Genomic DNA, 24436 nt, shown 5'->3' with positions numbered 1-24436 from the left:
GTTGTCACTCCGTCACCCCGTTGCGGGCGGCTGGCCTCAGGCGGCGGCGGTGCGCAGAATGGTGTAGAGCTCGTCCTTCAGGTGCAGCTTTTCTTTTTTCAGCGTTTCGATTTCTTCCGGGGAGCCCGGTTCGATGCGCGCTTCCATGTTCTTGATTTGCTGATCGATGGCGTTGTGCTTGTCGAACAGACGGGTAAAGTGGGCGTCTTCGGTTTTCAGGCGGGTGATCAGGTCACGATACTCGGGAAACATACGGCACTCCTTGATGATGGGACGGGCAGCAACAGCGCTGCCGTGACACGGTTTTATACTACTCGCATCACCCGGTGTTTGTCTTGATCCAGCGCACAAAATTTGCCCCACCAAGGTGCATGGCCATCAGTCGGCCAGCCAGGGTGGGGCAGGGTTTGGCCCGGAAGCAATCAGGCAATACCCAGGTCGCGCGGTGACTCGGCGCTGTCCAGCGCCTGATGCAGGCTGTCCTGCAGTTTTTCGGTGATGGTGTAGGGGTATTGCAGCGTGTCGCTGCTGTGTTCGCTGGTTTCGCTGAGCGTGGCGTTGGCGTGGTCGGTCATGGTCGGGCTCCTGATGAGATGTGTTGCACTGCACAAATCATAGAAGCCTGTGGCGCGCTTGACCAGCATCATGCCGAAGACACGCACACAAGTGTCGCAATCCTGTCACACCATGCCAACCCGCCATGACAGGTTGAATTAAAACAGTTTTTTATCTGACAAAGGCATGCGCCGCCCAGCGGCACCCCACCGATGGCCCCCTATCATGCATAGGCCCGGTGTGCCCCGCACAGCGGACACACCGGGCCTGTTCCAGCCCACCCCGCTTAGCTGACGGTTTTTACCGGTGGCCGGGTGCCGCCCGGCTTGGTATTTTTGGCCGTGGCCTCCACCGCAGCAGCCTCGGCAGCCAGCTCTTCCTCGGTTTTGGGCAGCATCGGCGTCCATTGCTGTTTGCCATGCTGTTCGATCACCTGACGGTAGGAGCGATGCAGCTTCTGGTACTTGCCGTTGAGCGGGTCCATCTGGCGCACCCGTTCCAGGTAGTTGTAAGCATGCGCCATATAGGTTTCGTGCCAGCCCTTGCGATGCACCATGGCCAGGATGGCGTTGACCGCGTTGAGCAGGATCTGCTGGTTGTGCGGCAGCTCTTCCACCGCCTGCGAGAACATGTGCACGGCGTCTTCCAGCTGGCCGGCCTGGGCCAGGCGCACGGCCTGGTTGTTGATGTCGACCACCGACTGAACGTTTTCGGCAATCAGCTGCTTGCCCACTTCCAGACGGTCCACCTGTTCGTAGATGCGGGTCAGGCGGTCGAGCACATGCTGGTTATCATGGTTGTTGCGCACGATGTCCTGCACCATGCGGTTGCCCACGTCTTCGCGGCCCTGCGCATAGCAGGCCTGAATCAGCTCCATCTTGGCCTGCTGCGAGAGTTTTTCTTCCAGCTCGGGCATGCGCTTGATCGCTTCGTCGAGCAGTTCCCGGCCCCGGTGCGGCTGACCCTGCTTCTTGTACACCTGGCTGTCGATGATGCTGGCCATCCACTCGGCGGTGGCATTGTGGCGGAACTCGCGGCGCACGGTGCCAGCGGTCTGGGTGGCCGACTGCAGGTCGCCCTTGGCAATCTGCACCCGCGCCAGCGCGGCGTAGTCTTCCACGGCGCGGTACACCGAATACTTGGCCACGTCGATGGTTTTTTTCAGTGCGCGCTCGGCGGTGTCGTAGTCGTGATTCTGCACGGCCACTTCCGCCAGTTCCTTCTGGCGGCGGATGGCCAGCGGCGACAGCTGCACGGCGTTTTCCAGGGTTTCCTGGGCGGCGGCCAGATCGTTCTGCGCTTCGTGCAGCTTGGCCAGCCAGTCGTAGGCTTCCATCACCCGGCCATTTTTCGACAGCACTTCGTCAAACATCACCTTGGCTTCGTCGTACTGCTTGAGCTGGGTCAGCGATTTGGCCAGCCCCAGTTGCGCCCACGGCTGCGCCTTGATCGCCATCACTTCTTCGTACAGCGACTTGGCCGACAGATAGTCGCCAATCTTCAGCGACAGGGTGCCGCGCAGACGCATGAAGTCCAGGGCAAACTCGTCCCCGTCGGAAATCCGCTCATTACACGAGTTGATCGCCACCAGGAGATCGTTCTGCTTGAGCGCGTCGTCCACACAGCGGAACGATTCGCGCCGGCGCATGGCGCGGTCCAGCCGCACGCGCAGTTGTTCGCCAGTAAAGGGTTTGAGCAGGTAGCCATCCGGCTCCAGTTCGGCGGCGGCCAGCACGCGCTGTGAGCGGCGCTCGCCAGACACGATCATGAACACGCAGGACTGCTTGATCAGATTGCGCGACTTGGCTTCTTCCAGCAGGTGCAGGCCGTCGTAGCCGTTGCCCAGGTCAAAGTCGCACAGCACGATATCAAACGAGTAACGCCCAAGCTTGGCCATGGCGTCGCCAGGTCGGGTGGCAAACTCCACCTTGTTGGCACCGAAGCTGGCCAGGGTCATGGTCAACGCCCGTTGCATTTCCGGCACCGAATCCACAATCAGGATCAGTTTGGACGCGTAGGGGTTCTGCTCGTCGTGGCTCATCAGTTTCGGATTGGACCGGTTCAGCAGCGTCTGATAAGAAGCCGACAGTGGTTGATCTTTAGACATAGGCTCAGTTCCGTAATGCGTAAGGTTCAATCCGTCGCCAGGGCGCGGCTCAGGCAGGGGTCAGTTTGGCAAAACGCATGTCCAGCCATTTGGCGCCATGCTCGGCAAAATTTACATACAGCCGCAGTTCTTCGCCCAGGGCTTCGGCGTTCAGGATAACACCGACGCCAAATTTCGGGTGAGCAACCGACTGGCCAATGCGCCAGCCGCCGGGCAGTTCCTGCCGGGCCGGGCCGCTGCTGCGCGCGGCCGGCGCGCGCGTCGTCGCGGGCGCGTGGCGCGATGATAAGCCAGCCGTCATGCTTTCGGAGAGATTTTTCGTCAGCGCTGGCGGAATTTCATCCATGAAACGTGACGGCAGCGGATAACGGGTCTGACCGTGCAGCATACGTTGTTGCGCTTGCGTCAAATACAAGCGCTGACGGGCGCGGGTAATTGCCACATACATCAACCGGCGTTCTTCTTCGATGCCGTGGCGGTCGTTCAGGGCATTTTCATGTGGAAACAGCCCCTCTTCCAGACCAGACACAAACACACAGTCAAACTCCAGCCCCTTGGCGGCGTGAACGGTCATCAGCTGAAACGCATCCTCGCCGGCACCGGCCTGATGCTCGCCGGCTTCCAGCGACGCATGCGCCAGAAACTCGGCAATAATCTGCGCCGGATCTTCCGGGGCAAAGCTCACTGCGGCGGAAATCAGTTCGTCCAGGTTCTCCAGCCGCTCTTCGCCGCCGTCCTTGTCGCTCTGATACATCGCACGCAGCCCGCTGAAATCTATCAGGTGGCTGACCAGTTGGGCAAATGACAAACGCAGCGCATCCTGACGCAGCTGTTCAATCAATAGCACAAACTTGCCCAGGCTGGCGGCGCTGCGCCCACCGCCCTGGCCGCACGCGGCCTGCCACAGGCTGACGCCGCGCTCACGCGAGGCGGTTTGCAGGTTTTCCACCGTGCGTGCGCCAATACCACGCGCCGGCACATTGATCACCCGCAACAAGGCATTGTCGTCTTCCGGGCTGGCCACCAGCCGCAAATACGCCAGCGCATGCTTGATTTCCTGGCGCTCGAAAAAACGCAGGCCGCCATACACCCGATACGGCAAGCCAGCCTGAAACAGCGCATGCTCCAGCACCCGCGACTGGGCGTTGGAACGATACAACACCGCCATATTGGCCAGTGCATGGCCGTCGCGGCGCAACGCGCGCACTTCGTCCACAATAAATTCGGCTTCGTTGCCGTCGGTCCAGCCGCGATACAGGCGAACCGGCTCGCCGGCACCCGCGTCCGTCCACAGGTTTTTGCCCAGCCGGCCATCGTTATGCTGGATCAGCGCATTGGCGGCGTCCAGAATATTGCCGCAGGAGCGGTAGTTCTGCTCCAGCTTGATCGGCTCGGCCACCTGAAAATCGGCCATCAGCCGGCGCATATTGCCCACTTCGGCGCCCCGGAAGGCATAAATCGACTGGTCGTCGTCCCCCACGGCAAACACACTGGCGTGCGGGCCGGCAAACGGGGTAAGCCAGGCATATTGCAGCTTGTTGGTGTCCTGGAACTCGTCCACCAGAATATGCGAAAACCGTGCCCGATAATGCTCACGCAGGGCTTCGTTGTTGCTGAGCAGCTCGTAGCTGCGCAACAGCAGCTCGGCAAAATCCACCACGCCTTCGCGCCGGCATTGGGCGTCGTAGGCGGCGTAAAGTTCAGTCAGCTTGGCGTTGAAGGCATCGTGGGGCTTCAGCGCCTCGGCGCGCAGGCCCTGGTCTTTATGGCTGTTGATGAACGCCTGCACCTGGCGCGGCGGAAATTTCTCGTCCGACACCTGCAGGGACTTCATCAGCCGCTTGATTGCCGCCAGTTGGTCCTGCATGTCGAGGATGGCAAAGGTTTGCGGCAGGCCGGCATCGCGCCAGTGGGTGCGCAAAAAGCGGTTGGACAAGCCGTGAAAGGTGCCAATCCACATGCCGCGCGGATTGATCGGCAGCATGACCGACAAACGGGTGTGCATTTCCCGGGCCGCCTTGTTGGTGAAGGTCACCGCCAGGATATTGGCCGCCATGGCGCGCTGCCCGGCAATCAGCCAGGCAATCCGCGTGGTCAGCACCCGGGTTTTGCCGCTGCCAGCCCCGGCCAGCACCAGCGCAGACCCCTGCGCCAGAGTGACCGCGCGCAGCTGTTCCGGATTCAAGCCGGCCAGATGATCGGAAAACATGCCCTACCCACATCAATCAAAGCCGGGATTCTACCTGATTCCGGCGGAAGAACAGAGGCTTGCCTGTTGAATTCAAACAAACGTTTGAGGCATGATGTGGGCCACGCGGCCACACAGCGGCCCACCCTCATGGAGAATGGAGACTGAATCATGGCGTATTTCACCCTGGACCTGCAGGACACTGTCTACCTGCTGACAATGATTGACGGCGAAAACGGCAATATGCTCGACGACGCCGTGCTCGACGAACTGGCGCAGCACCTGGACACCATCGAAGCCGACCCGGCGGCCAACCGCGCGCTGGTGCTGGCGTCCAATCACGAAAAAGCCTGGAGCAATGGCATCAATCTGGACTACATCCGCAGCAAGGGCATGCCGTATCTGTTTGAGCATTTTGTGCCGCGTCTGGATGGCTTTCTGGCGCGGATCGCCTGGCTGAACCTACCCACCGTGGCGTGCATCAGCGGCAATGCCTACGGCGGCGGTGCGCTGATGGCCAGCGTATGCGATTTTCGCACCATGCGCGCCGATCGGGGCCGCATCTGCTTTCCGGAAATCGACCTGAAACTGGGGCTGTCGCCGGTGATGGTGGAATGCGTGAATACCTTGCCCAATGAGCAGGCGCGCTGGGAAATGGTGATGACTGGCCGCGCGCTGGGCGGCGACGAAGCCGCTGCGCGCCAGATTGTTGACCGGGCCTTGCCGGTAGACGCGCTGCTGCCGGAAACCCTGGCGCTGGCGGCGCAACTGGCCAGCAAGGACCGGGTGGCCTACACCCGGCTGAAACGCCTGCTGCGCCCGCGCTGGGCCAAGTTTGCCCCGCAGGCCAGGGGGTAAGTCATGCGGGGAGCTGGCGCGTTCTCAGCCCAGCACGCGCACCTCCCCGTCCCCTCACTCACCCCAGCAAACGATCCGGCGCGGTCAGGCCAAAATGCTGATACGCCAGCACGGTGGCCATGCGCCCGCGCGGGGTGCGCTGCAGCAGGCCTTGCTGGATCAGATACGGCTCCAGCACATCCTCAATGGTGTCAGATGCTTCGCCAATCGCCGCCGCCACGTTATCCAGCCCGACCGGGCCGCCAGCAAATTTTTCGATAATCGCCGACAGCAGTTTGCGGTCCATCACATCCAGGCCAGCGTGGTCGACATCCAGCATCGACAGCGCGGCGTCGGCAATGTCGCGGCTCACCCGGCCATCGCTGCGCACCTCGGCAAAGTCGCGCACCCGGCGCAGCAAACGGTTGGCAATCCGTGGCGTGCCACGGGCGCGGCGGGCAATTTCGTCCGCGCCATCTGCGGCCATTTCCACCTGCAACAGGCCGGCAGAACGGGTGACAATCCGGGCCAGTTCTTCCGGCGTGTAAAACTCCAGCCGGGCGGTGATGCCAAAGCGGTCGCGCAGCGGGTTGGTCAGCATGCCGGCGCGGGTGGTGGCGCCCACCAGGGTGAATGGCGGCAAGTCCAGCTTCACCGAGCGCGCCGCCGGGCCTTCGCCAATCATGATGTCCAGCTGGTAGTCTTCCAGCGCCGGGTAAAGAATTTCTTCCACCACCGGGCTCAAGCGGTGGATTTCGTCGATGAACAGCACATCGTGCGGCTCGAGATTGGTCAGCAGCGCGGCCAGGTCGCCGGCGCGCTCCAGCACCGGCCCGGAGGTCTGGCGCAGGTTTACCCCCATTTCCCGGGCGATGATATGCGCCAGCGTGGTTTTGCCCAGGCCGGGCGGGCCAAACAGCAACACATGGTCGAGCGCTTCGCCGCGCTTTTTGGCGGCTTCGATAAAAATTTCCAGCTGGCCGCGCGCCTTGCGCTGGCCAACGTATTCATCCAGCAGGCGCGGGCGTAGCGCACGCTCCAGCGCGTCTTCCTGGCTGGACTGGGTTTGCGCCGCCACCAGCCGGGGCGCGGCCGGGCTGGCAGACAGTTTGTCGGGTTCGATCATCAGGCACGCTTTCCGCCGGGGCCAGAGCCGGCCCGGCGTTGACAGACATTACAGATAGGCCATGCGGGTCTGGCCCTGCAGCCAGCGCCGCGCCGGGCTCAGACACACCAGGCCCAGCGCCACGCCCGCCAGCACATCGCTGACATAGTGCGCGCCCAGATAAGGCCGGGCCAGCGCGTGGGCGGCAATCCACAGCATGGCCAGCGCCAGCAGCCACGGCTGTTGCGCCGGACGCAAGCGCGGCAGCAGCCACAGGGCAATAAAACCGTACAGCACGGTGGCGCTCATGGCGTGGCCGCTGGGAAACGACGCACCCACGGTGTGCAGCAGCGGGTCGAGCTGCGGACGCGGGCGGTCAATCAGGGTTTTGACCAGCTGGTTTACCCCCCACTGGCCAAGCATGCTGGCCACCAGCACGCCAGCAGCGGGACGGTCGCGGCCCAGCGTGGCCATCAGGCCAGCCAGCAACAGCACCCACAGCGTTTGTATCGGCGCATGGCCCAGCCAGTTGGACACCTGGGCAAACTGGCCAAAGCCTTGCGCCAGCCAGCCGTCGCGCCAGCCAAACAGCGTCTGGCCCAGCTCGGCGTCCAGCACGCTGACCGGCGGATGGCCAAAACCCAGCGCCAGCGCGGCAAACCCAAGCAGCCCCAGCCCGGCCAGCGGCGACAGCGCCCAGCGGCGGCGATGCGGATAAAACAGCCCGCGCCTCATGCCTTGACCAACGCTTTCAGCGCCTGGCGGATGCCATCTTCCACCGAAGTACCCGGCGGCAGATGCTTGGTGGCGGCAGCGGCTTCCTTGTCGTTGTAGCCCAGCGCCAGCAGCGCATTGGTGATATCGGCGCTGTGGTCATTGCCGGCCTGCATCGGCAGCGCACCGGGCACACCACTGCCGTGCAGGCCCAGCTTGCCGCGCAACTCCAGAATCAGCCGTTCGGCAGTTTTCTTGCCAATGCCCGGCACCTTGGACAAGCGGCCCACATCTTCGCTGGCCACCGCCAGCGCCAGCTCGTCTGCTGATAGGCCAGACAAGATGGCCAGGGCAATCTTGGCACCAATGCCGGTGACCTTAAGCAGCTGGCGGAAGGTTTCCCGCTCGTCGCGGCTGGCAAAGCCATACAGCAGCAGCGCGTCTTCACGCACCACCTGGTGAATGAACAGGGTCAGCGGCTCGCCCGTGGCGGGCAGCTGGTAAAACGTGCTCATCGGCACATCCACTTCATAGCCCACCCCGTGTACATCCAGCAGCAGATGCGGGGGGAGCTTTTCCAGCAGATGGCCGCTCAGGCGTCCAATCATGGCGTCAGTTTCCGGTGAAGTAGGCCGCATGGGCCAGCCCGACGGCCAGGCACACGGGGTGCAGGTTGGCCGCCAGCAAAGTGGCTATTATCGCAGGACGCAGCCGGCTCGGGGTGTCAGCATGCCGGCCAAGCTGCAGCGCGGCGCGCAAGGACAGCGGCAGGGTGAGCAAGCCCAGCGCGGCGGCCATCGGCAGCCGGCCCAGACCCAGGCCGAGCACCAGCCAGCCATAGGCCGCCGCCAGCAGCAGCGCATGGCCAGCCACCGCCCCGGCCAGCGGCAAGCGCACCACCCAGTGGCGCTTGCCGGCCAGCGCATCGGCGCGCCGATCAGGAAACTGGTTGACGTAAAGCAGCGCGGTAATCAGCAGCGCCTGGCTGACGCTGGCCCAGGCCAGCGCCGGGCTGACCTGCCCACCCGCCACCAGCGCCATGCCCAGCGGCACGCCATAGAACGTCAGCGCCACGGTCAGCTCGCCCAGCCCCCGGCTATTGAGCTTGCACGGCGGTGCCGAATACGCCCAGCCCAGCACCACCCCGGCCAGCCCCAGCGCCAGCAAGGCCGGCCCACGCAGCCACACCAGCCCGACGCCAATCACCGTCACCCCGGCAAACAGCGCCAGCGCCAGGGCCAGCATCTGCCCCGCCGACATCACCCCATTCTGGATAAAGCGGCTGCCGCCGGTAAATGGAAACAGCCGCTCGGTATTGGCTGCGTCGTTGCCGCTGAGATGGTCGTAGTAGTCATTGAACACATTCACCCCGGCCTGCAGCAGCAGCACCGCCAGCAAGGCCCAGCCCACCAGCGCCCAGCTCACTGCCGGCAGACAGGCGGCCAGCCCCAGCAGGCTGCCGGCCAGCGATACGGTGAGAAAGGCAGGCCGAGTGGCCGCCAGCCAGCGCGCGCCCTGATGGGCAAACTGGCCAGGGTGCGGTTCGGCAGGCAGGGCGGGCACAGCAGGGGCAGTCATCGGCAGGCTCCGGCAAACAGGGTGAGACAGCAAAAAAGCAGGCTGCAGTATACCGGGAGTGCCAGTGATGCCGGAGGCGCTGAGCAAACGACATTTTTTTCAGCGTTTGTCAGGGAAGCTGATAAGCGCCATTCAGAACCTGCTCTCGACTAGAGTGAGGCAGCACACCTGCGTCACACTCGACATCGGCCACATTATCCAATGCATCCAGCAACCTCATTTCATCGGTTGGTTCACCAGATTGCTGTCGGTAGTTATCCGCTCTCCCATCTTGCAAAGCGTCAAGGAAGGTTTCGGCCTGACTTTTGGTCATCTGTCCAGCCATCAGTGTGTTCTTCACCCACAGCCAGCTTTGTACGCTTAGATTTGTCACCCCGGCCACAGCAGGGGGCAAAAGCGGAAATGGTGCAAAGTTTGGCTGGTTTGCGTCCAACACATAATTACCCGTATGGGGGTTCCAATAATACACGCGGGCGGCGATATTGGTGGGGTAATAATGACTGACTGCGGCCAACCCAATGCCATGATTTTGGGCTGGATATGTCACATCCACCGTCACATGAATCCCTGTTTGTGCCTGAGCCAAGGCTTTAATTCGGGTTTCGAAGCTTTTCCAGACCGCGCAATGGTTTGTCGCCTGGCTGGTCGGAACCAAATTCGCCTGATTGCCTAGCCCGCCAATCTTTTCATTGACCAAATGAAACCGCACCCAGGCCCCGGAAGCGCCAACGGTCAAGATATGCTGCCACCCTAGAATGGCAACACCTGGAACCGTGCCAACCAAATCATTTGCAGCGCCATGCCTAGGGACGCGCTGATTTATTCCCCAACAGCTGGATCTAAGCCTCCTGATCTGCGAACATCAGCACATTGAACGTGGGTGGTCACATGAAGACGCAAGCCAGCTTTTCCGAACTGGAATACGCGACAAAGAAGAAGGTCACGCGGCGCGACCGGTTTCTTGACGAAATCAACAAAGTCACGCCATGGGCCGCCTTGGTCGCGCAGATTGAGCCGTTCTACCCGAAAGGAACAGGCCGGGGCCGACCGCCGATTGGCGTAGCGCGGATGCTGCGAATGTACATCGCCCAACAATGCTTCGGACTCTCAGACGAAGGCATCGAAGACGCCATCTATGACAGCCAGGCCATCCGGGGATTTGTTGGCATAGACCTGTCGCGGGAGTCTGCACCAGACGCCACCACCCTGCTCAAGTTCCGCCGCCTGCTGGAAACGCACCAGCTGACCGAGCGCATCTTCGAGACCATCAACGCCCTACTGGCCGCGAAGGGCCTGATCCTCAAGGAAGGCACGGTTGTTGACGCCACCATCATTGCTGCGCCGTCCTCGACCAAAAATCGAAGCGGTGAGCGTGATCCTGAAATGCATCAGACCAAAAAGGGCAACCAGTGGTACTTCGGCATGAAGGCACACATTGGGGTGGATGCTGAAACGGGCATCGTGCATACCCTGGTCACCACGTCAGCCAACATCAGCGATGTTACCCAGGCGCATGCCTTGCTGCATGGCGAAGAGCGGCTTGCCTTTGGCGATGCAGGCTACCAAGGGGTTGAGAAGCGGGAAGAGAACCGGGGCAGGCGGGTTGAATGGGAAATTGCCATGCGTGCGGGCAAGCGCAAGGCGTTGCCGGATACGCCGGTCGGACGACTGCAGGAGCGGATCGAACAGGCCAAGGCCAGGATCCGGGCCAAGGTTGAACATCCGTTCAAGATCATCAAGAACCTCTTTGGCATGAAGAAGGTGTCCTACCGTGGGCTGGCGAAGAACACGGCGCGGCTGCACACCCTTTTTGGGTTGGCGAATCTGTTGACGGCCAGGCGGCGACTGTTTGCGCTGAACACCCAAGGTGCGTCCTGAAAGGGGGAAATGAGGAAATTTGCCGCCCAACAGGGTGAAGACTGACCGAAAATGACGGTGAGCAGGCATTTTTTACTCGCCAAAGCGCTCATGCCGAATCGATGCGGCCCGCTTCGGTCTTCTTCGGTGAAATGCTGATTTTTTCAGCGCGTCCCTAGTGGTGACATGGCTTTCCGTTGGCACACCGCCCACCAGCGTATGGTTTCGCTGACCCGCGACAGGCGGTGCTCCGGGAGGTAGCGAAAATAATTGTCTGGGGGCAGAAACATGGGCCACACGAGATAGTGGCTTTACTTTGTCATTGACCGCACTGCGCCCAAATAGCTGCACAGCTCGGTGCCCCATTGCATCGGCTTCTTTTTCCAACCCAGGATCATCATTGATGGCAAACCTGGACTCAGTGGGTTTGACGCGATGCTGCGCTTGCTGCACAACATGCCAAGCCTCATGTGGCAGGTGTTTTTCCTGTCCTGGCCCAATATGAATGTCAGTACCCTGTGTATAAGCAAGCGCATTCAATTGAGCCGGTTTGCTGGAGTTATAATGTACTTTCACAGTATCCAGAGAGATGCCAGACAATGATTCAACACTGGCTTTGAGCTGGCTTGGCAAACCGGTCTGATTCGGTAAAACCGTGTGTTGGCCCAGCCCGTGGCTCTGGCTCTCTGTTGCCCTATCTTGTGAGTCTTTCGCTTGGGGATCAAACCTTGCAGCAAGCTGATGCAAAGGCTGGGACGGAACCCGCGCATCTGCCTGCGCCTGCTGGGCGCGTAACTGGCCAAGCTGAGGCGAGGCGGTAGACAGTGAGGACAGGCGGGCCAGTTGCGCGGTTTCCGGGCGCTGATCGACCCACGGCGCGGGCGGTGCAACGGCAAGCTGGCGAGTAGGCGCTCGGCTGGAGGCCGGAAGGCGGAGGTCGCGGCGGGATGGGCGGTCGGTGTGGGTGGCCATACAATTCCTGATTCAGCGCGGGATGGCAACGGGCAAGCTGAACGCAGGCCCATGCCGGCAAGCAGCGATGCCCAGACAAATTCTTCCAGCATTACAGCATAGAATCCCATGACAAGCGATATCAGTCCCCCCCATGCGCGACGGAGAGTGGGTCACAACACTCAGCGCAGCGCTCCTGGCCAGGCGTGCGACCGCAGACACGACAAGGCCGCGCAACCACGCCATGAGGGCGTTGTGAGCGGCGCTTAGCCCAGCGGTGCCAACGCCGCCAGCCGTGCGCGCAAGTCAGCCTCCAGCCAGTCCAGCGCACGGCGCACCCGCGCCGGCAGCAGCCGGGCGTGTGGATACACCAGATTCACCGGGCGCGGCGGCAGTTCAAACGCACGCAAAACCGGCGTGAGCTGACCCGCCGCCAGCGCATCGGCTACCTGGTACGACAGGAAGGTGGCAAAGCCCATGCCGGCAATGCAGGCGTCAATGGCCGGGGCGATGTGGTTGAATTCCAGCGCGCCGCTGACCGGCACACTGAAACTGCGGCCTGCCTCGGCAAACCGCCACCACAGCGGGCCGGTAGACAAAAACCCCAGGCACTGGGCGTGCTGCAGCTGACGCGGATGGTCGGGAATACCCACCCGACGCAGATACGCCGGGCTGGCCACCACCATGCGCTGCACCTGGCCCACCGGGCGGGCAATCAGGCTGGAATCGTCCAGCGGGCCAATACGCACGCCAATATCCATGCCTTCTTCCAGCAGATTCACCACCCGGTCGAGCAGCCACAACCGGCAGCGCAGCTGCGGGTGGCGCTGCAGCAGTGTGGTCACCGCCGGGGCGACGTAATGCTGGCCAAACAGCACCGGCGCGGTGATCACCAGCTGGCCGGCGGGCTCGGCGGCTTCGTCCTTCAGTGCGGCTTCGGCATCGTGCAGCGCGGCCAGCACGCCGCGACAGCTTTGTAGGTACTGGTGGCCTTCGTCGGTCAGGCTGATGCGCCGGGTGGTGCGATTGAACAGGCGCACGCCCAGTTCGCCTTCCAGCGCAGCCAGGCTGCGCACCACGGCGGGCAATGACTGGCCATGCTGGCGGGCGGCAGCGCTGAGGCTGCCGGCGTCGGCAATCTGCACAAAGATGGTCATCGCCTTGAGTTTGTCCACAGGAGATTGCTCCAGTTTTTGCAGTAGTGAAATCCACTTTACCCCATTTATCCGTAAATCGGACTACACCACACTGCCAGACATCCCTTCCCCCACCCAGGAGCGCCCTGATGAACCACCCCGCCCAGCCCATTACCCTGTACCGTTTTAGCCGTTCTGGCCACAGCCACCGCGCCGAGCTGTTCCTGTCGCTGCTTGGCTTGCCGGTCAAGCCGATTGATGTGGACCTGGCTGGCGGAGAGCATAAAACCCCGGCCTATCTGGCGCTGAACTGCTTTGGCCAGGTGCCGGTGATTCAGGATGGCGAAGTGACTGTGGCCGACTCCAACGCCATCTTGCACTACCTGGCGTCGCGCTACGGCGCGGCGCACTGGCTGCCACGCGAGCCAGCCGAAGCCGCGCAGCTGCAACGCTGGCTGTCGGTGGCCGCCGGGCAACTGGCGTATGGCCCGTGCGCAGCGCGGCTGGTGACGGTGTTTGGTGCCAGCTTTAACCCAACCGAGGTGATTGCCCGTGCGCATGCGCTGTTTACCGTGATGGACGCCGAACTCAGCCAGCGCGACTTTTTGCTGGGCAATCAGCCCAGCATTGCCGACATTGCCCACTACAGCTACACCGCTCACGCACCAGAAGGCAATGTGTCGCTGGCCGATTATCCGCACCTGCGCGCCTGGCTGGCGCGGATTGAAGCGCTGCCGGGGTTTGTGCCGATGCCGAAAACCGCCATCGGCCTGGCGGCCTGAGCCATGGACGAGGCGTTCCATGCCGGCGAACAGGCGCTGCAGGCACGCACCGGCCAGCGCGAACGGCTGGCCGAGGTGGGCAGCCGGATCATCCGCCCGGCCATGCCCGACGCCCACCGGCAGTTTTTTCAGCAGCTGCCGTGGCTGCTGGTGGGCGGTGTGGACGCCAGCGGCCAGCCGTGGGCCAGCGTACTGAGCGGGCCGCCTGGCTTTGTCCAGTCGCCTGACGCACACACGCTGATGATTCACGCCCGCCTGCCCACTGGCGACCCGCTGGCCGACGCGCTGTCTGCCGGGGCCAGAGTCGGGCTGCTTGGCCTGCAGGCGCACACCCGCCGGCGCAACCGCGCCAATGGCCGGGTGACCCAGCAACAGGCCGACGGCTGGCAGGTGGCCATCAACCAGAGTTTTGGCAATTGCCCCAAATACATCCAGCCGCGCCAGCTGGACTATCAGCCCCACGCCCAGCCCGCGCCGCCGGTGCAGCGCAGCGCCACACTCAATGCCCGCGCCCGCCAGCTGATTGCCCAGGCCGATACCTGCTTTATCGCCAGCGCCCACCCAGACAACGACGGCCAGCCGGCGCATGGGGTGGATGTTTCCCATCGCGGCGGTACGGCGGGGTTTGTGCAGTGTGTGGATGAACAGACGCTGCTGCTGCCCGACTACGCCGGCAATGGCTACTTCAACACGCTGGGCAATGTGCAGCTCAACCCACGGGCGGGCCTGCTCTGGCTGGATTTTATCAATGGAGACATGCTGTGGCTGGCGGCAGACAGCGCGCTGATTGAACACGGGCCGCTGCTGGCGGCGCATCCGGGTGCCGCGCGGCTGCTGCGCCTGCAGGTGCGCGAAGTGCGTTACGCCAAGGGGGCGCTGGGCGTGCGGGAAGTGGGCTAGTAGCCAGTCACGTTGAAACACGATGGCTCACGTTCCACGACGAACCACTCGCCGCGCCCCACCGCGTCATTCCCGCGCAGGCGGGAATCCAGGCGTGTCCACAGCGTACAGCGGGGTGAGCGCTCATCAGCGCTACCTGCGCCATGCCCACCGCGCACGCTGTGGCGCGGTCTGGGTTCCCGCCTTCGCGGGAACGACACCTGAGGTGACACTCATGCCGAAAGCGCTCTAATCGCCTGTCAGTCGATTCAGATCATAGTGACTGGCTACTAGGCAACCGGCTCACCAGCCGCCATGCGCGCCCACCACGCCAAACAGCACGGTCAGCAGGCTGAGGGTGAGCAGCAGCCAGTGCATGCGCTGCAGGCGACGCAGAGTGGCCGCCGGGTTGGCCTTGGCCTGTGCGGCCAGCCAGCGATGCACGACAAACGGCTCCAGCACAAACAGCATCAGGGTAAACACGGCGTAAGTGAACAGCATGGCGTGCAGCCAGCCGGTATGCGCCAGCCGGGCCCAGCCGTCGGTCAGCCACAGCATCAGCAGGCCGCTGACTCCCACCAGCTGGGTGGTCCATCTGGCTTGCCAGGCAAAGCGCTGTTCAATGGCTTCAAACATGGCGTACTGCTCGGCCAGCGGAATACGCCGGGCAATGGCGGGCAGCAAGACGGTGGTGACCATCGCCACGCCGCCAATCCACAGCACCACACCGAGTACATGCACGGCGCGGGCAATGGCGTAATGGTTCCATTCCATGGTGGGCTTTCTGTCCAGATTGTGCGTGCCAGGCTTGGCAACGCCCCCTGACCGTAGCCCCAGCGCACAGGGGCGGCCATGATGCGCATCAAGGAAAACCCTGTGCGCTCAAACAGATGGCGCATCGGCGGATGCTGTAATTTGCTGTAATCGGCCAGGGGGTGGGCAGCGGGTATTGTTCATGCTTATCTACTGCTGTCTGGCACTGGAGCATGATCATGCACAAATCCTACCCCCTGCTGCTGGCTGGGCTTGCCCTGGCCGCGATGGCGGCCACCGCGCGGATACCGGCAGAAGATGGCCTAAGCCCGGCGCTTTCCTTGCTGGCGGCGGCAGATTTTGCCCGGCCCGCCGCTCAGGTGCCGCTGGACCGCGAGCGGGTCACCCTGGCGGCGCGCCAGCTCACGCATTAGCCTTCACTGCACTGCCGCGCTCGTACCAGCCCTTGCTGGCGTTCACCACCCTGACCACCAGCAGCATCACCGGCACTTCAATCAGCACCCCCACCACCGTGGCCAGCGCCGCGCCAGACTCGAAGCCAAACAGGCTGATGGCGGCGGCGACGGCCAGCTCAAAGAAATTGGATGCGCCAATCAGCGCCGACGGGCAGGCAATGGCGTGTTTTTCGCCAACCACCCGGTTCAGCCAGTAGGCCAGTGCCGAATTGAACAGCACCTGCAGCAAAATCGGCACGGCCAGCAGGGCAATCACCAGCGGCTGGCGCAAGATGGCCTGGCCCTGAAAAGCAAATAACAGCACCAGGGTCAGCAGCAGCGCCGCCATCGACCACGGGCCAATCTGCGCCATGGCGGCATCAAACGCCGCCTGGCCACGACGCAGCAGCGCCTTGCGCCACAGCTGGGCCAGCGCCACCGGAATCACGATATACAACACCACCGAAGTCAGCAGGGTGTCCCACGGCACGCTGATGGCCGACACCCCGAGCAGCAGCGCCACCAGCGGGGCAAATGCCAGCACCATGATGCTGTCGTTCAGCGCCACCTGCGACAGGGTAAACAGCGGGTCGCCCTGAGTCAGCCGGCTCCAGACAAACACCATGGCGGTACACGGCGCGGCGGCCAGCAGAATCAGCCCGGCAATATAGCTGTCCAGCTGATCGGCAGGCAGCCACGGGGCAAACAGGGTGCGCACAAACAGCCAGCCCAGCAGCGCCATGGAAAACGGCTTGACCAGCCAGTTCACCAGCAAGGTGACGCCAATGCCGCGCACATGCTGGCGCACCTGACCCAGCGCGGTGAAATCCACCTTCACCAGCATGGGAATAATCATCACCCAGATCAGCGCGCCCACCGGCAGGTTGACCTGCGCCACTTCCAGCCGGCCAATCGCCTGAAACACCCCTGGCAACAGCTGGCCCAGTGCAATGCCGGCCACAATGCACAGCGCCACCCATAGGGTGAGATAACGTTCAAACACGCGCATTGGCGCGGGAGGGCAGGCCTGGGACATCATGGGCTCCGGGGTCAAAAAACCACACACATTCAACAAAATGGATCGGGAAAGCGGGCTTGCACGGCGCAGGCCCAACACGCCCCTGCCGCGCAAACCCAGGACAACTCACACCGGGCTATCCCGCGCCGCTTATGCGCCAGCCTGCGCGCCACCGATCTGATGCAGCTGATGCTGCAGCGACAGCCGGTCCACCTTGTCCAGCGGCAAGCTCAGAAACAGCCGCAAACGGGTGACAATCTGCTGCAGCACAAAGGTAAACGCCTTGTACTGCACCGCCGGGTCGCGGTTATCGGCGCGGGCCGGGTCGTCAAAGCCCCAGTGCGCCGTCATCGGCTGGCCGGGCCATACCGGGCAGACTTCGCCGTTGGCCTGGTCACATACGGTAAACACAAAGTCCATCGCCGGCGCATCGGCGGCGCTGAACACCTCCCAGCCCTTGCTGCTCAACCCGTCTACCGGATAGCCCTGCTCGTGCAGCGCGCGCAGGGTGAGCGGGTGCACCTCGCCGCGCGGGTGGCTGCCGGCGCTGTAAGCGTGAAAGCGCCCCTGGCCCAGCTGGTTCATCACCGCTTCGGCCATAATGCTGCGCGCCGAGTTGCCGGTGCACAGAAACAACACATTGAATACCTTGTCTGCCATGAAAATGCTCCTGAATGGACACTGCGCCACCCCCCGGATGCCGGCTTGCAGCACCGACGGGGGAAACCGGACGGGGAAGGTCATGCCCCCCGACCGGCCTCCAGCATGAAAGCGCGGCATTGCCAGCCGATGACATCAGCCCGGTACACACCGCCCAATCCGCTCCAGCTCGGCCTTCAGGCTGGTGCGATCCTGGCTGAGCGTGGCCAGCGGCAATGCCAGCAGCGCTTCGATGCGGGCGCGCAACACCTGGTAGGCGTGCTGAAACGCCGCGTTGATCTCGGCTTCGCTGCCGCAGACATGCGCCGGGTCGTCCACCCCCCAGTGCGCGCGCAGCACCGGGCCCAGATAGGCGGGGCAGGTTTCCCCAGCCGCATTGCCGCACACGGTGATCACGATATCCGGCATGGCCGGCAGCGCCTCCCACGACTTGCTGTGGCAGCCCTCGGTGGCAATGCCTTCACTGGCCAGCAGCGCCAGCGAGCGCGGATGCACCTGCCCGGTGGGCCGACTGCCGGCGCTCATCGCTTGCCAGCCTGCCGGGGCCAGATGGTTGAAGGTGGCTTCCGCCAGAATCGACCGGCAGGCATTGCCGGTACACAAAAACAGCACATTCATGCAAAACACTCCAGTAAAGCATCAGGATTCCACCAGCTGCAGCATCGGCTGGCAGCGCGACTGGGCGCGCAGGGTGGTGCAATAATCGGCATGCCCTTCGCAGCATGACTCACTGAGAAAATCCACCAGATTGAGCATCTGGCCCAGATTGGCCCGGTAGCGCAAAAAGCGGCCTTCGGCGCGGGCGCTGACCATGTCGGCGTGCGACAGCGCCTTGAGATGAAATGACAAATTGCTTGGCGCAATGTCCAGCGCGCTGGATAGCTCGCCCGCCACCCGGCCATCGCGGCCAGCCTTGACCAACTGGCGGTAAATTTCCAGGCGCACCGGCGACGACAGGACATCAAACAACTGGGCGGCAGTGTGGGTATCCATAATCCAATAATCCAGTAGGTATTGAAATGAAGCATACCACAGCCAATGTGACAATTTCATGTCTGCCCGGAGAATAGCGCCAGCCATCCCCTCCCAATGCCCGCCCGCCCCTTCACCTCACCCTGGTTCTGGCGTTATGGTGAATGCCCCGCCAGCTTTCGCATTGCACGACGTCACCCAGGAGATTTGCATGTCCGTCTTGTCAAAAGTGTTTGCCCATGGCCGCCTCGCCAGCCTGATGCTAGCGCTGTGGGCCACCAGTGTGGCCCACGCCGAAGCGCCGCCGCCAGAAGCGGCCAGTGGGCTGGCCAGCGTCACCCAGCCGGTGGCGTTTGACCACGCCATGATTGTCACCGCCAATCCGCTGGCCAGCGACGCCGGCGCGGCCATCTTGCGCCAGGGCGGCAGCGCGGTGGACGCGCTGATTGCCGCGCAATGGGTGCTGGGCCTGGTCGAGCCGCAATCGTCCGGGCTGGGCGGCGGCGGCTTCTTGCTCAGCCACACCGCCCGTGATGGCGTGCAAAGCTGGGATGGCCGGGAAACCGCACCGGCCCAGGCGCGGCCCGACCGCTTTCTGGATGACGCCGGCCAGCCGCTGCCATTTGCCGAAGCCGTCGCCAGTGGCAAGGCGGTGGGTGCGCCCGGCCTGGTGGCCATGCTCTACGCCGCCCACCGTCAGCAAGGCCGGCTGCCGTGGGCTGCACTGGCGCAACCGGCCATTCGCCTGGCCGAGCGCGGCTTTGCCGTCTCGCCGCGCCTGCATGTGCTGCTGAGCAAGGAAACCCGGCTACAGGCTGACCCTCAGGCGCGGCGCTATTTCTTTACCGCCGATGGCCAGCCACAGCCAGTGGGGAGCGTGCTGCGCAACCCGGCCTACGCCAACACCCTGCGCCGGATTGCCCGCCAGGGGCCTGCCGGATTTTATCGCGGGCCGGTGGCCGCCGACATGGTGCGCGCGGTGCAGCACCACCCCACGCCGGGCGATTTGACCCTGGCCGATCTGGCCGGTTATCAGCCCCGCCAGCGCGCGCCGCTGTGCGGGCCGTACCGCCGCTGGCAGATTTGCGGCATGGGCGCGCCCAGCTCCGGCGGGGTGGCGGTGTTGCAGATTCTTGGCCTGCTGGCGCGCTTTGACCTGAGCCAGACGCCACCGCTGTCGGCTGACGCCGCGCATCTGTACAGCGAAGCGGGCCGGCTGGCATTTGCCGACCGCGAACGCTACCTGGCCGACCCCGACCAGGTGGCGGTGCCGCAAGCGGCGCTGGTGTCGCCGGCCTATCTGGCGGCACGCAGCCAGCTGATTGACCCGATCAGCAGCCATGGCCCGGCCCGCGCCGGCGAGCCTGACGGCGTGCAGCTCAGTGCCTGGGGCCGAGATCAATCGCCAGAACTGCCGTCCACCACCCATCTGGTGGCGTTTGACCGCCATGGCAATGCCGCGTCGATGACCAGTTCGGTAGAAGATGCCTTTGGCAGCCGGATCATGGTGCGCGGCTTTTTGCTGAACAACCAGCTGACCGATTTTTCGTTCCGTCCGGACGATCAGGGCGTGCCGGTGGCCAATCGGGTGGCACCGGGCAAACGCCCGCGCAGCGCCATGTCGCCCACGCTGGTGCTGGACGATCAAGGCAAGGTGCAGATGGCCGTGGGCTCGCCGGGCGGCAGCCTGATTATTCACTACGTGGCGCGCTCGCTGCTGGCGCTGACCGAGTGGCAGCTCGACCCGCAGGCGGTGGTCAACCTGCCGCATTACGGCAGCCGCAACGGCCCCACCGAGCTGGAAGCCGACCGGGGGCTGGAAGCGCTGGCCGACACGCTGCGCCAGCGCGGGCATGTGGTCAAGCTGCTGCCGATGACCAGCGGCACCTCAATTGCCGTGCGCCGGCCTGAAGGCGGCTATCTGGGCGGGGCCGACCCGCGCCGGGAAGGCAAGGTGGCCGGGTATTGAGCGCGCGCGGCCATCCTGGCGCGGAGAAGTGGCGCGTTGCGGATGCGCCGGGGGAGTTGGGGTGAGCGCGTTTACAGGGAGGATTTCCCGGAGGGCTTGCCCCATTGCGCCAGCAGCGCCTCCAGCTGCGCCACTGGCATGGGCCGGCCAAACAGATAGCCCTGGAAGGCGTGGCAGCCGTGTTGCTCCAGAAACGCCCGCTGTGCTTCGGTTTCCACCCCTTCGGCAATCACGTCCAGCTTCAGGCTGTGCGCCATGGCAATGATGGCGCGCACAATCACTTCATCGTCGTGATCCACCGCCAGGTCGCGGATAAACGACTGATCGATTTTCAGCTGGTCGATCGGCAGGCGCTTGATATAGGTCAGCGAGGAATAGCCGGTGCCAAAGTCGTCCATGGAAAAGCGGATGCCCAGCGCGCGCAGGGCATGCATGGTGTTGATTGAATCGGCCACATTGTCCAGCAGCAGGCTTTCGGTCAGCTCCAGCTTCAGCCGCGCCGGATTGACCTGATAACGCTGCAACAACTGGCACACATCATCGACAAAGCCGGCCTGATGAAACTGGCGGGCGCTGACATTCACCGCAATCTGCAAGGGTTCGGTCAGCGGCGCCGCCGCCCAGCGGGCCAGTTGCTGGCACACCTGCTCCAGCACCCACAAGCCCAGCGGCACAATCAGCCCGGTTTCTTCTGCCAGCCCGATAAACTCGCCCGGCGACACCAGTCCGCGCTGCGGATGCTGCCAGCGCACCAGCGCCTCGGCACCGGAAGCGTGCTGGTCCACGCCAATTTGCACCTGATAAAACAGCCGCAGCTGGTCATGAAAAATACCGTGGCGCAGTTCGGCTTCCAGCTGCAGGCGGGCTTCCAGCGCCGCCTGCATCGACGGCACAAAAAAGCGGGCGGTATTACGGCCAGCGGCCTTGGCCTGATACATCGCCGTGTCGGCATGCTTGAGCAGCTCATCCACGCTTTCGCGCTGGCCATAAAACACGCTGATGCCAATGCTGCACGAACAATGGTGCTGGTACTGCGCCAGCCCGAATGGCTGCTCGATGGCGGCAATCAGGCTGTGTGCCAGCTTTTCGGTATCGCTGACCGCCTGGGCAAAATCGCCGGGCAGGTCTTCCAGCATCACCACAAATTCATCGCCCCCCAGCCGGGCCACGGTATCGGTTTGCCGGACACTGTGCTTGAGCCGGCTGGCGACTTCAATCAGCAGCAGGTCGCCCACGTCATGCCCCTTGGTGTCGTTCAGCGACTTGAAATTGTCCAGGTCGATAAACAGCACGGCAGCGTGGCAGCCCACCCGTTCGCTGTGCAGCAGCGCCTGCTGCAGACGGTCGAGCAGCAGCCGGCGGTTGGGCAGGCCGGTGAGCGGGTCGTAAAACGCCAGATGGCGGATTTGCTCTTCGGCGTTCTTGCGCTCGGAAATATCCGAAAACGTGGCAATATGGTATTCAATCTGCCCGGCGCTGTTTTTCACCGTGGCCACCCGCAGCCACTCCGGAAACACCGAGCCATCCTTGCGCCGGCTCCACACTTCGCCATCCCACTGGCCGTGGCTGAGCAGCGCCTGCCCGAGCTCGGCGTAAAAATCCCCGCCCGGATGGCTGCTGGCAAACAGTTGCGGTGCCTGGCCAATCACGTCTTCCGGCTGATAGCCGGTAATCCGGGTAAAGGGCTGGTTGACCGCGATGATACGGTTGTCTGCATCGCTGATCATGATGGCTTCACAGCCGCTTTCAAACACCGCCGCCGACAGCTGCAAACGCCGGGCGTTGTCTTCCAGTTCGTGGTTTTTTTGCTCCAGCCGCGCCTGATAACGGCGCACCAGCCCGCGCATCCTGACGCTGAACATCCAGGAAAACAGCAAGGCCACCGTCAGCACGCCCAGGGTAATCATCCCGCCAATCATCAGCCGTTGCCGGGTGCGCGCTTCCATCGCCTGGCGCTCGGCGGCCATCACGCTGTCCAGGTCGTCCAGATACATGCCGGTCACCAGGGTCCAGCCCCATGGCGCATAGCGGGCCACGTAGGACAGTTTGTCCACGGCCAGGGTGGAACCGGGCCGATACCACTGGTAGCGCACCAGCCCATCGCCGCGCCTGGCCTGGGCAATAATGGTCTCCACCGAGCGTTTTTCCAGACCGCTGAATGCGTCGACGGTCTTGCCTTCAGAATCGGGCCGGGCGGGAGACACCAGCACGCGAAACTGTGCATCAAACACCGACACATAGCCATCGCGGCCAAAGCGCAGCGTGCGCAGCTGCGACAGGGCGGCCCGCTGCAAGTCCTGTTCCACGTTGTACACATATTCGCCGGCACCAATTACCCAGCCCAGCGGGGCAAACACCCGCACGTAGGCAATTTTTTCCTGCATGGTTTTTTGCTGGGGCGGATACCAGTGGTAGCGGGAAAACCCGGCCTGTGCCGGGTTGCGGGTGGCGTCCACCAAACCACGCATGATGTAGTGGCCAGTGGGGTCGCGGTTATCCCAGAACGAAGTGCCTTCCAGCTGCGGCGCAGTGGGCAGCAGCACGCACATGCCGTCCAGGGTGTCGATGAAGTAATAGCCGCGCCCCTCAAAAAAGCGCAGCGGGCGCAGGGCTTCGACAATCAGCGCGCGAATCTGCTGCGGGTTCAGCCGTCCCTGGTTTTGCTGGTAGAGGGTGTCGGCAATGCTGTAGGCGTGGTCCACCCGTTGCTGGATTTCCCGGCGCAAGATGGATTCGGTGCTGCTGCGCCGGTAGTCCAGATCGTGACGGATGGCCTCGATCTGCTTGGTCAGCAGGTTTTGCTGTTCCTGCAGCGCACGCGCCTTGACCGCCGACAGCGTGCTGTCAAAGTCGGCGCGCTGGGCCAGAAAAAAATACAGGCCCAGCACCAGCGCCACCAGCAGGGAAATGCCCACCATGGCCCATAGCTGCAGCCGGGCCAGCGACTGCGCGGTCAGGTCTTTTTCCATCGCGTCCATCAGGATGCGGCCCGCTTGCCCGGTGTGCCTGGCCGCTTCATGGCAAAGTCCACGCGCCGGATAAGCAGGCAGGGCCGGTGGCCAGCGGGCGGGCCGGGTCGGCGCACCATTCGCTCCACGACCCCGGATACAGCCGCCCGCCCCCCAGCCCGGCATGCGCCAGCGCCAGCAGATTGTGGCAGGCCGTCACGCCAGAACCGCACTGGTGAATGGCGCTGGCGGCGGGCTGGCCAGCCAGCAGCGCGGTCCATTCCTCGGCCAGGCGGCTGGCCGGCTTGAACCCGCCCCCTTCGGCCAGATTCAGCTGAAAAAAGCGGTTTAGCGCCCCCGGAATATGCCCACCCACCGGGTCGAGGGTTTCGTCCTGGCCGGCAAAGCGGTTGGCGGCGCGGGCGTCGATCAGGCGCAGCTGCGGGTCAGCCAGACACGCCAGCAGCGCGTCGGCGTCGAGGGTGAACTCCAGCGCCGGGCGCAGCAGGAATCCACCGCCGCTGTGCCGGGCCGGTACCGCGCAGTCCAGCGGCAAGCCCGCCGCCTGCCAGGCCGGCAGCCCGCCATCCAGCACCGCCACCGCCGCATGACCCAGCCAGCGCAACAGCCACCAGGCACGGGCGGCAAACATGCCGCCGGCGTCGTCATACGCCACCACCTGCGTATCCGGGCCAATGCCCAGCTCGCCCAGTGTCAGCGCCAGCGCGCCCACATCCGGCAGCGGGTGGCGGCCATTGCGCCCGGTGCGCGGGCCGGACAGATCGTCATCCAGATGCAAAAAATGCGCACCCGGCAAATGGCCTTCGGCGTACACCCGCCGGCCATATGCCGGATCGGGCAGTTGATGGCGGCAGTCAATCAGCACGGTACTGCCCACCGGACGGGCGGCCAGTTGGGCGACGGAAATCAGGGTGGAGAACATGGGGGGCTCCAGCATGGCAGGGAAAATCG

At 63.6% G+C, this 24436-nt stretch carries 24 protein-coding genes; 6 read left to right on the top strand and 18 right to left on the bottom strand.

Going from position 1 to position 24436, the window contains the following annotated elements; genetic code table 11:
- Positions 1-36: 36 nt before the first annotated feature.
- The 4 genes from BXU06_RS00765 to BXU06_RS00755 all read right to left on the bottom strand — a co-directional run bounded on the left by BXU06_RS00765 (position 37) and on the right by BXU06_RS00755 (position 4871).
- A complete protein-coding gene (locus tag BXU06_RS00765; protein ID WP_077296053.1) occupies positions 37-252 on the bottom strand; it encodes a YdcH family protein in 216 nt (71 codons plus the stop codon).
- A gap of 170 nt (positions 253-422) precedes the next feature.
- On the bottom strand, positions 423-575 hold the full coding sequence (locus BXU06_RS17635; protein WP_171982071.1) for a hypothetical protein: 153 nt from the start codon (positions 573-575) through the stop codon (positions 423-425).
- Between the two features lie 266 nt (positions 576-841).
- Positions 842-2662, bottom strand: a complete 1821-nt coding sequence (locus BXU06_RS00760; RefSeq protein ID WP_077296052.1) for a tetratricopeptide repeat-containing response regulator — start codon at positions 2660-2662, stop codon at positions 842-844.
- Positions 2663-2711: 49 nt separating this feature from the next.
- Positions 2712-4871 carry a UvrD-helicase domain-containing protein gene (locus BXU06_RS00755; RefSeq protein WP_077296051.1) on the bottom strand — a complete coding sequence of 720 codons (2160 nt, stop codon included), beginning with the start codon at positions 4869-4871 and terminating at the stop codon, positions 2712-2714.
- Between the two features lie 150 nt (positions 4872-5021).
- Between BXU06_RS00755 and BXU06_RS00750 the strand changes: the two genes are divergently transcribed.
- Positions 5022-5708 carry an enoyl-CoA hydratase/isomerase family protein gene (locus BXU06_RS00750; protein ID WP_077296050.1) on the top strand — a complete coding sequence of 229 codons (687 nt, stop codon included), beginning with the start codon at positions 5022-5024 and terminating at the stop codon, positions 5706-5708.
- A 58-nt stretch (positions 5709-5766) separates the two neighbouring features.
- Here BXU06_RS00750 and ruvB read toward each other — a convergent pair whose 3' ends face one another.
- The 5 genes from ruvB to BXU06_RS00725 all read right to left on the bottom strand — a co-directional run bounded on the left by ruvB (position 5767) and on the right by BXU06_RS00725 (position 9820).
- Positions 5767-6813, bottom strand: coding sequence for a Holliday junction branch migration DNA helicase RuvB (ruvB, locus tag BXU06_RS00745; protein ID WP_077296049.1), 1047 nt, complete (start codon positions 6811-6813; stop codon positions 5767-5769).
- A 48-nt stretch (positions 6814-6861) separates the two neighbouring features.
- Positions 6862-7527 (bottom strand): phosphatase PAP2 family protein, encoded by a 666-nt coding sequence (locus tag BXU06_RS00740; protein ID WP_077296048.1) that lies wholly within the window; start codon positions 7525-7527, stop codon positions 6862-6864.
- The gene (ruvA, locus tag BXU06_RS00735) at positions 7524-8114 is read right to left on the bottom strand and encodes a Holliday junction branch migration protein RuvA (protein WP_077296047.1); all 591 of its coding nucleotides are present in this window, start codon (positions 8112-8114) and stop codon (positions 7524-7526) included. Before ruvA ends, BXU06_RS00740 begins: the two co-directional genes overlap by 4 nt.
- A gap of 4 nt (positions 8115-8118) precedes the next feature.
- Positions 8119-9084 carry a prenyltransferase gene (locus tag BXU06_RS00730; RefSeq protein ID WP_077296046.1) on the bottom strand — a complete coding sequence of 322 codons (966 nt, stop codon included), beginning with the start codon at positions 9082-9084 and terminating at the stop codon, positions 8119-8121.
- A 109-nt stretch (positions 9085-9193) separates the two neighbouring features.
- The gene (locus BXU06_RS00725; RefSeq protein WP_171982070.1) at positions 9194-9820 is read right to left on the bottom strand and encodes a DNA/RNA non-specific endonuclease; all 627 of its coding nucleotides are present in this window, start codon (positions 9818-9820) and stop codon (positions 9194-9196) included.
- A 152-nt stretch (positions 9821-9972) separates the two neighbouring features.
- Between BXU06_RS00725 and BXU06_RS00720 the strand changes: the two genes are divergently transcribed.
- On the top strand, positions 9973-10962 hold the full coding sequence (locus BXU06_RS00720) for an IS5 family transposase (protein WP_077296044.1): 990 nt from the start codon (positions 9973-9975) through the stop codon (positions 10960-10962).
- Between the two features lie 72 nt (positions 10963-11034).
- On the opposite strand, the gene BXU06_RS00715 is transcribed toward BXU06_RS00720, so the two are convergent.
- Complete coding sequence (locus BXU06_RS00715; protein ID WP_077296043.1) at positions 11035-11913, bottom strand: DUF4157 domain-containing protein; 879 nt, start codon at positions 11911-11913, stop codon at positions 11035-11037.
- A 245-nt stretch (positions 11914-12158) separates the two neighbouring features.
- On the bottom strand, positions 12159-13067 hold the full coding sequence (locus BXU06_RS00710; RefSeq protein ID WP_077296042.1) for a LysR family transcriptional regulator: 909 nt from the start codon (positions 13065-13067) through the stop codon (positions 12159-12161).
- A 110-nt stretch (positions 13068-13177) separates the two neighbouring features.
- Here BXU06_RS00710 and BXU06_RS00705 point away from each other — a divergent pair, with 110 nt between their 5' ends.
- On the top strand, positions 13178-13810 hold the full coding sequence (locus BXU06_RS00705) for a glutathione S-transferase family protein (protein ID WP_077296041.1): 633 nt from the start codon (positions 13178-13180) through the stop codon (positions 13808-13810).
- Between the two features lie 3 nt (positions 13811-13813).
- A complete protein-coding gene (locus tag BXU06_RS00700; RefSeq protein ID WP_150125054.1) occupies positions 13814-14710 on the top strand; it encodes a pyridoxamine 5'-phosphate oxidase family protein in 897 nt (298 codons plus the stop codon).
- 282 nt (positions 14711-14992) lie between these two features.
- Here the strand turns inward: BXU06_RS00700 and BXU06_RS00695 are convergent, their stop codons facing one another.
- Positions 14993-15463, bottom strand: a complete 471-nt coding sequence (locus BXU06_RS00695; RefSeq protein WP_077296040.1) for a hypothetical protein — start codon at positions 15461-15463, stop codon at positions 14993-14995.
- A gap of 218 nt (positions 15464-15681) precedes the next feature.
- On the opposite strand from BXU06_RS00695, the gene BXU06_RS00690 reads away from it, so the two are divergent.
- On the top strand, positions 15682-15876 hold the full coding sequence (locus BXU06_RS00690) for a hypothetical protein (protein WP_150125053.1): 195 nt from the start codon (positions 15682-15684) through the stop codon (positions 15874-15876).
- Here the strand turns inward: BXU06_RS00690 and arsB are convergent.
- From arsB to BXU06_RS00670, 4 genes are all read right to left on the bottom strand, one after another.
- Positions 15866-16933 (bottom strand): ACR3 family arsenite efflux transporter, encoded by a 1068-nt coding sequence (gene arsB / locus BXU06_RS00685; protein WP_077302529.1) that lies wholly within the window; start codon positions 16931-16933, stop codon positions 15866-15868. The two genes, BXU06_RS00690 and arsB, sit on opposite strands and share 11 nt — an antisense overlap.
- A gap of 132 nt (positions 16934-17065) precedes the next feature.
- Complete coding sequence (locus BXU06_RS00680) at positions 17066-17575, bottom strand: arsenate reductase ArsC (protein ID WP_077296038.1); 510 nt, start codon at positions 17573-17575, stop codon at positions 17066-17068.
- A 135-nt stretch (positions 17576-17710) separates the two neighbouring features.
- A complete protein-coding gene (locus tag BXU06_RS00675) occupies positions 17711-18193 on the bottom strand; it encodes an arsenate reductase ArsC (protein WP_077296037.1) in 483 nt (160 codons plus the stop codon).
- 21 nt (positions 18194-18214) lie between these two features.
- On the bottom strand, positions 18215-18568 hold the full coding sequence (locus BXU06_RS00670) for a helix-turn-helix transcriptional regulator (protein ID WP_077296036.1): 354 nt from the start codon (positions 18566-18568) through the stop codon (positions 18215-18217).
- 190 nt (positions 18569-18758) lie between these two features.
- On the opposite strand from BXU06_RS00670, the gene ggt reads away from it, so the two are divergent.
- Positions 18759-20516 (top strand): gamma-glutamyltransferase, encoded by a 1758-nt coding sequence (gene ggt, locus BXU06_RS00665; protein WP_077296035.1) that lies wholly within the window; start codon positions 18759-18761, stop codon positions 20514-20516.
- 71 nt (positions 20517-20587) lie between these two features.
- Here the strand turns inward: ggt and BXU06_RS00660 are convergent, their stop codons facing one another.
- A complete protein-coding gene (locus tag BXU06_RS00660; protein WP_171982069.1) occupies positions 20588-23485 on the bottom strand; it encodes a cache domain-containing protein in 2898 nt (965 codons plus the stop codon).
- A 46-nt stretch (positions 23486-23531) separates the two neighbouring features.
- On the bottom strand, positions 23532-24407 hold the full coding sequence (locus BXU06_RS00655) for a sulfurtransferase (protein WP_077296033.1): 876 nt from the start codon (positions 24405-24407) through the stop codon (positions 23532-23534).
- Between the last annotated feature and the right edge of the window lie 29 nt (positions 24408-24436).

The sequence above is a fragment of the Aquaspirillum sp. LM1 genome (assembly GCF_002002905.1).
GTDB lineage: Bacteria > Pseudomonadota > Gammaproteobacteria > Burkholderiales > Aquaspirillaceae > Rivihabitans.
The sequence above is the reverse complement of the archived record's forward strand: the minus strand, read 5'-3'. Positions and strand labels throughout refer to the sequence as shown.

Bases quoted from the DNA above. Each gene is read 5' to 3' on its own strand.
- BXU06_RS00765 (WP_077296053.1), bottom strand. From the start codon at position 252: ATGTTTCCCGAGTATCGTGACCTGATCACCCGCCTGAAAACCGAAGAC.
- BXU06_RS17635 (WP_171982071.1), bottom strand. From the start codon at position 575: ATGACCGACCACGCCAACGCCACGCTCAGCGAAACCAGCGAACACAGC.
- BXU06_RS00760 (WP_077296052.1), bottom strand. From the start codon at position 2,662: ATGTCTAAAGATCAACCACTGTCGGCTTCTTATCAGACGCTGCTGAAC.
- BXU06_RS00755 (WP_077296051.1), bottom strand. From the start codon at position 4,871: ATGTTTTCCGATCATCTGGCCGGCTTGAATCCGGAACAGCTGCGCGCG.
- BXU06_RS00750 (WP_077296050.1), top strand. From the start codon at position 5,022: ATGGCGTATTTCACCCTGGACCTGCAGGACACTGTCTACCTGCTGACA.
- ruvB (WP_077296049.1), bottom strand. From the start codon at position 6,813: ATGATCGAACCCGACAAACTGTCTGCCAGCCCGGCCGCGCCCCGGCTG.
- BXU06_RS00740 (WP_077296048.1), bottom strand. From the start codon at position 7,527: ATGAGGCGCGGGCTGTTTTATCCGCATCGCCGCCGCTGGGCGCTGTCG.
- ruvA (WP_077296047.1), bottom strand. From the start codon at position 8,114: ATGATTGGACGCCTGAGCGGCCATCTGCTGGAAAAGCTCCCCCCGCAT.
- BXU06_RS00730 (WP_077296046.1), bottom strand. From the start codon at position 9,084: ATGACTGCCCCTGCTGTGCCCGCCCTGCCTGCCGAACCGCACCCTGGC.
- BXU06_RS00720 (WP_077296044.1), top strand. From the start codon at position 9,973: ATGAAGACGCAAGCCAGCTTTTCCGAACTGGAATACGCGACAAAGAAG.
- BXU06_RS00715 (WP_077296043.1), bottom strand. From the start codon at position 11,913: ATGGCCACCCACACCGACCGCCCATCCCGCCGCGACCTCCGCCTTCCG.
- BXU06_RS00705 (WP_077296041.1), top strand. From the start codon at position 13,178: ATGAACCACCCCGCCCAGCCCATTACCCTGTACCGTTTTAGCCGTTCT.
- BXU06_RS00700 (WP_150125054.1), top strand. From the start codon at position 13,814: ATGGACGAGGCGTTCCATGCCGGCGAACAGGCGCTGCAGGCACGCACC.
- BXU06_RS00695 (WP_077296040.1), bottom strand. From the start codon at position 15,463: ATGGAATGGAACCATTACGCCATTGCCCGCGCCGTGCATGTACTCGGT.
- BXU06_RS00690 (WP_150125053.1), top strand. From the start codon at position 15,682: ATGCACAAATCCTACCCCCTGCTGCTGGCTGGGCTTGCCCTGGCCGCG.
- arsB (WP_077302529.1), bottom strand. From the start codon at position 16,933: ATGTCCCAGGCCTGCCCTCCCGCGCCAATGCGCGTGTTTGAACGTTAT.
- BXU06_RS00680 (WP_077296038.1), bottom strand. From the start codon at position 17,575: ATGGCAGACAAGGTATTCAATGTGTTGTTTCTGTGCACCGGCAACTCG.
- BXU06_RS00675 (WP_077296037.1), bottom strand. From the start codon at position 18,193: ATGAATGTGCTGTTTTTGTGTACCGGCAATGCCTGCCGGTCGATTCTG.
- BXU06_RS00670 (WP_077296036.1), bottom strand. From the start codon at position 18,568: ATGGATACCCACACTGCCGCCCAGTTGTTTGATGTCCTGTCGTCGCCG.
- ggt (WP_077296035.1), top strand. From the start codon at position 18,759: ATGTCCGTCTTGTCAAAAGTGTTTGCCCATGGCCGCCTCGCCAGCCTG.
- BXU06_RS00660 (WP_171982069.1), bottom strand. From the start codon at position 23,485: ATGGAAAAAGACCTGACCGCGCAGTCGCTGGCCCGGCTGCAGCTATGG.
- BXU06_RS00655 (WP_077296033.1), bottom strand. From the start codon at position 24,407: ATGTTCTCCACCCTGATTTCCGTCGCCCAACTGGCCGCCCGTCCGGTG.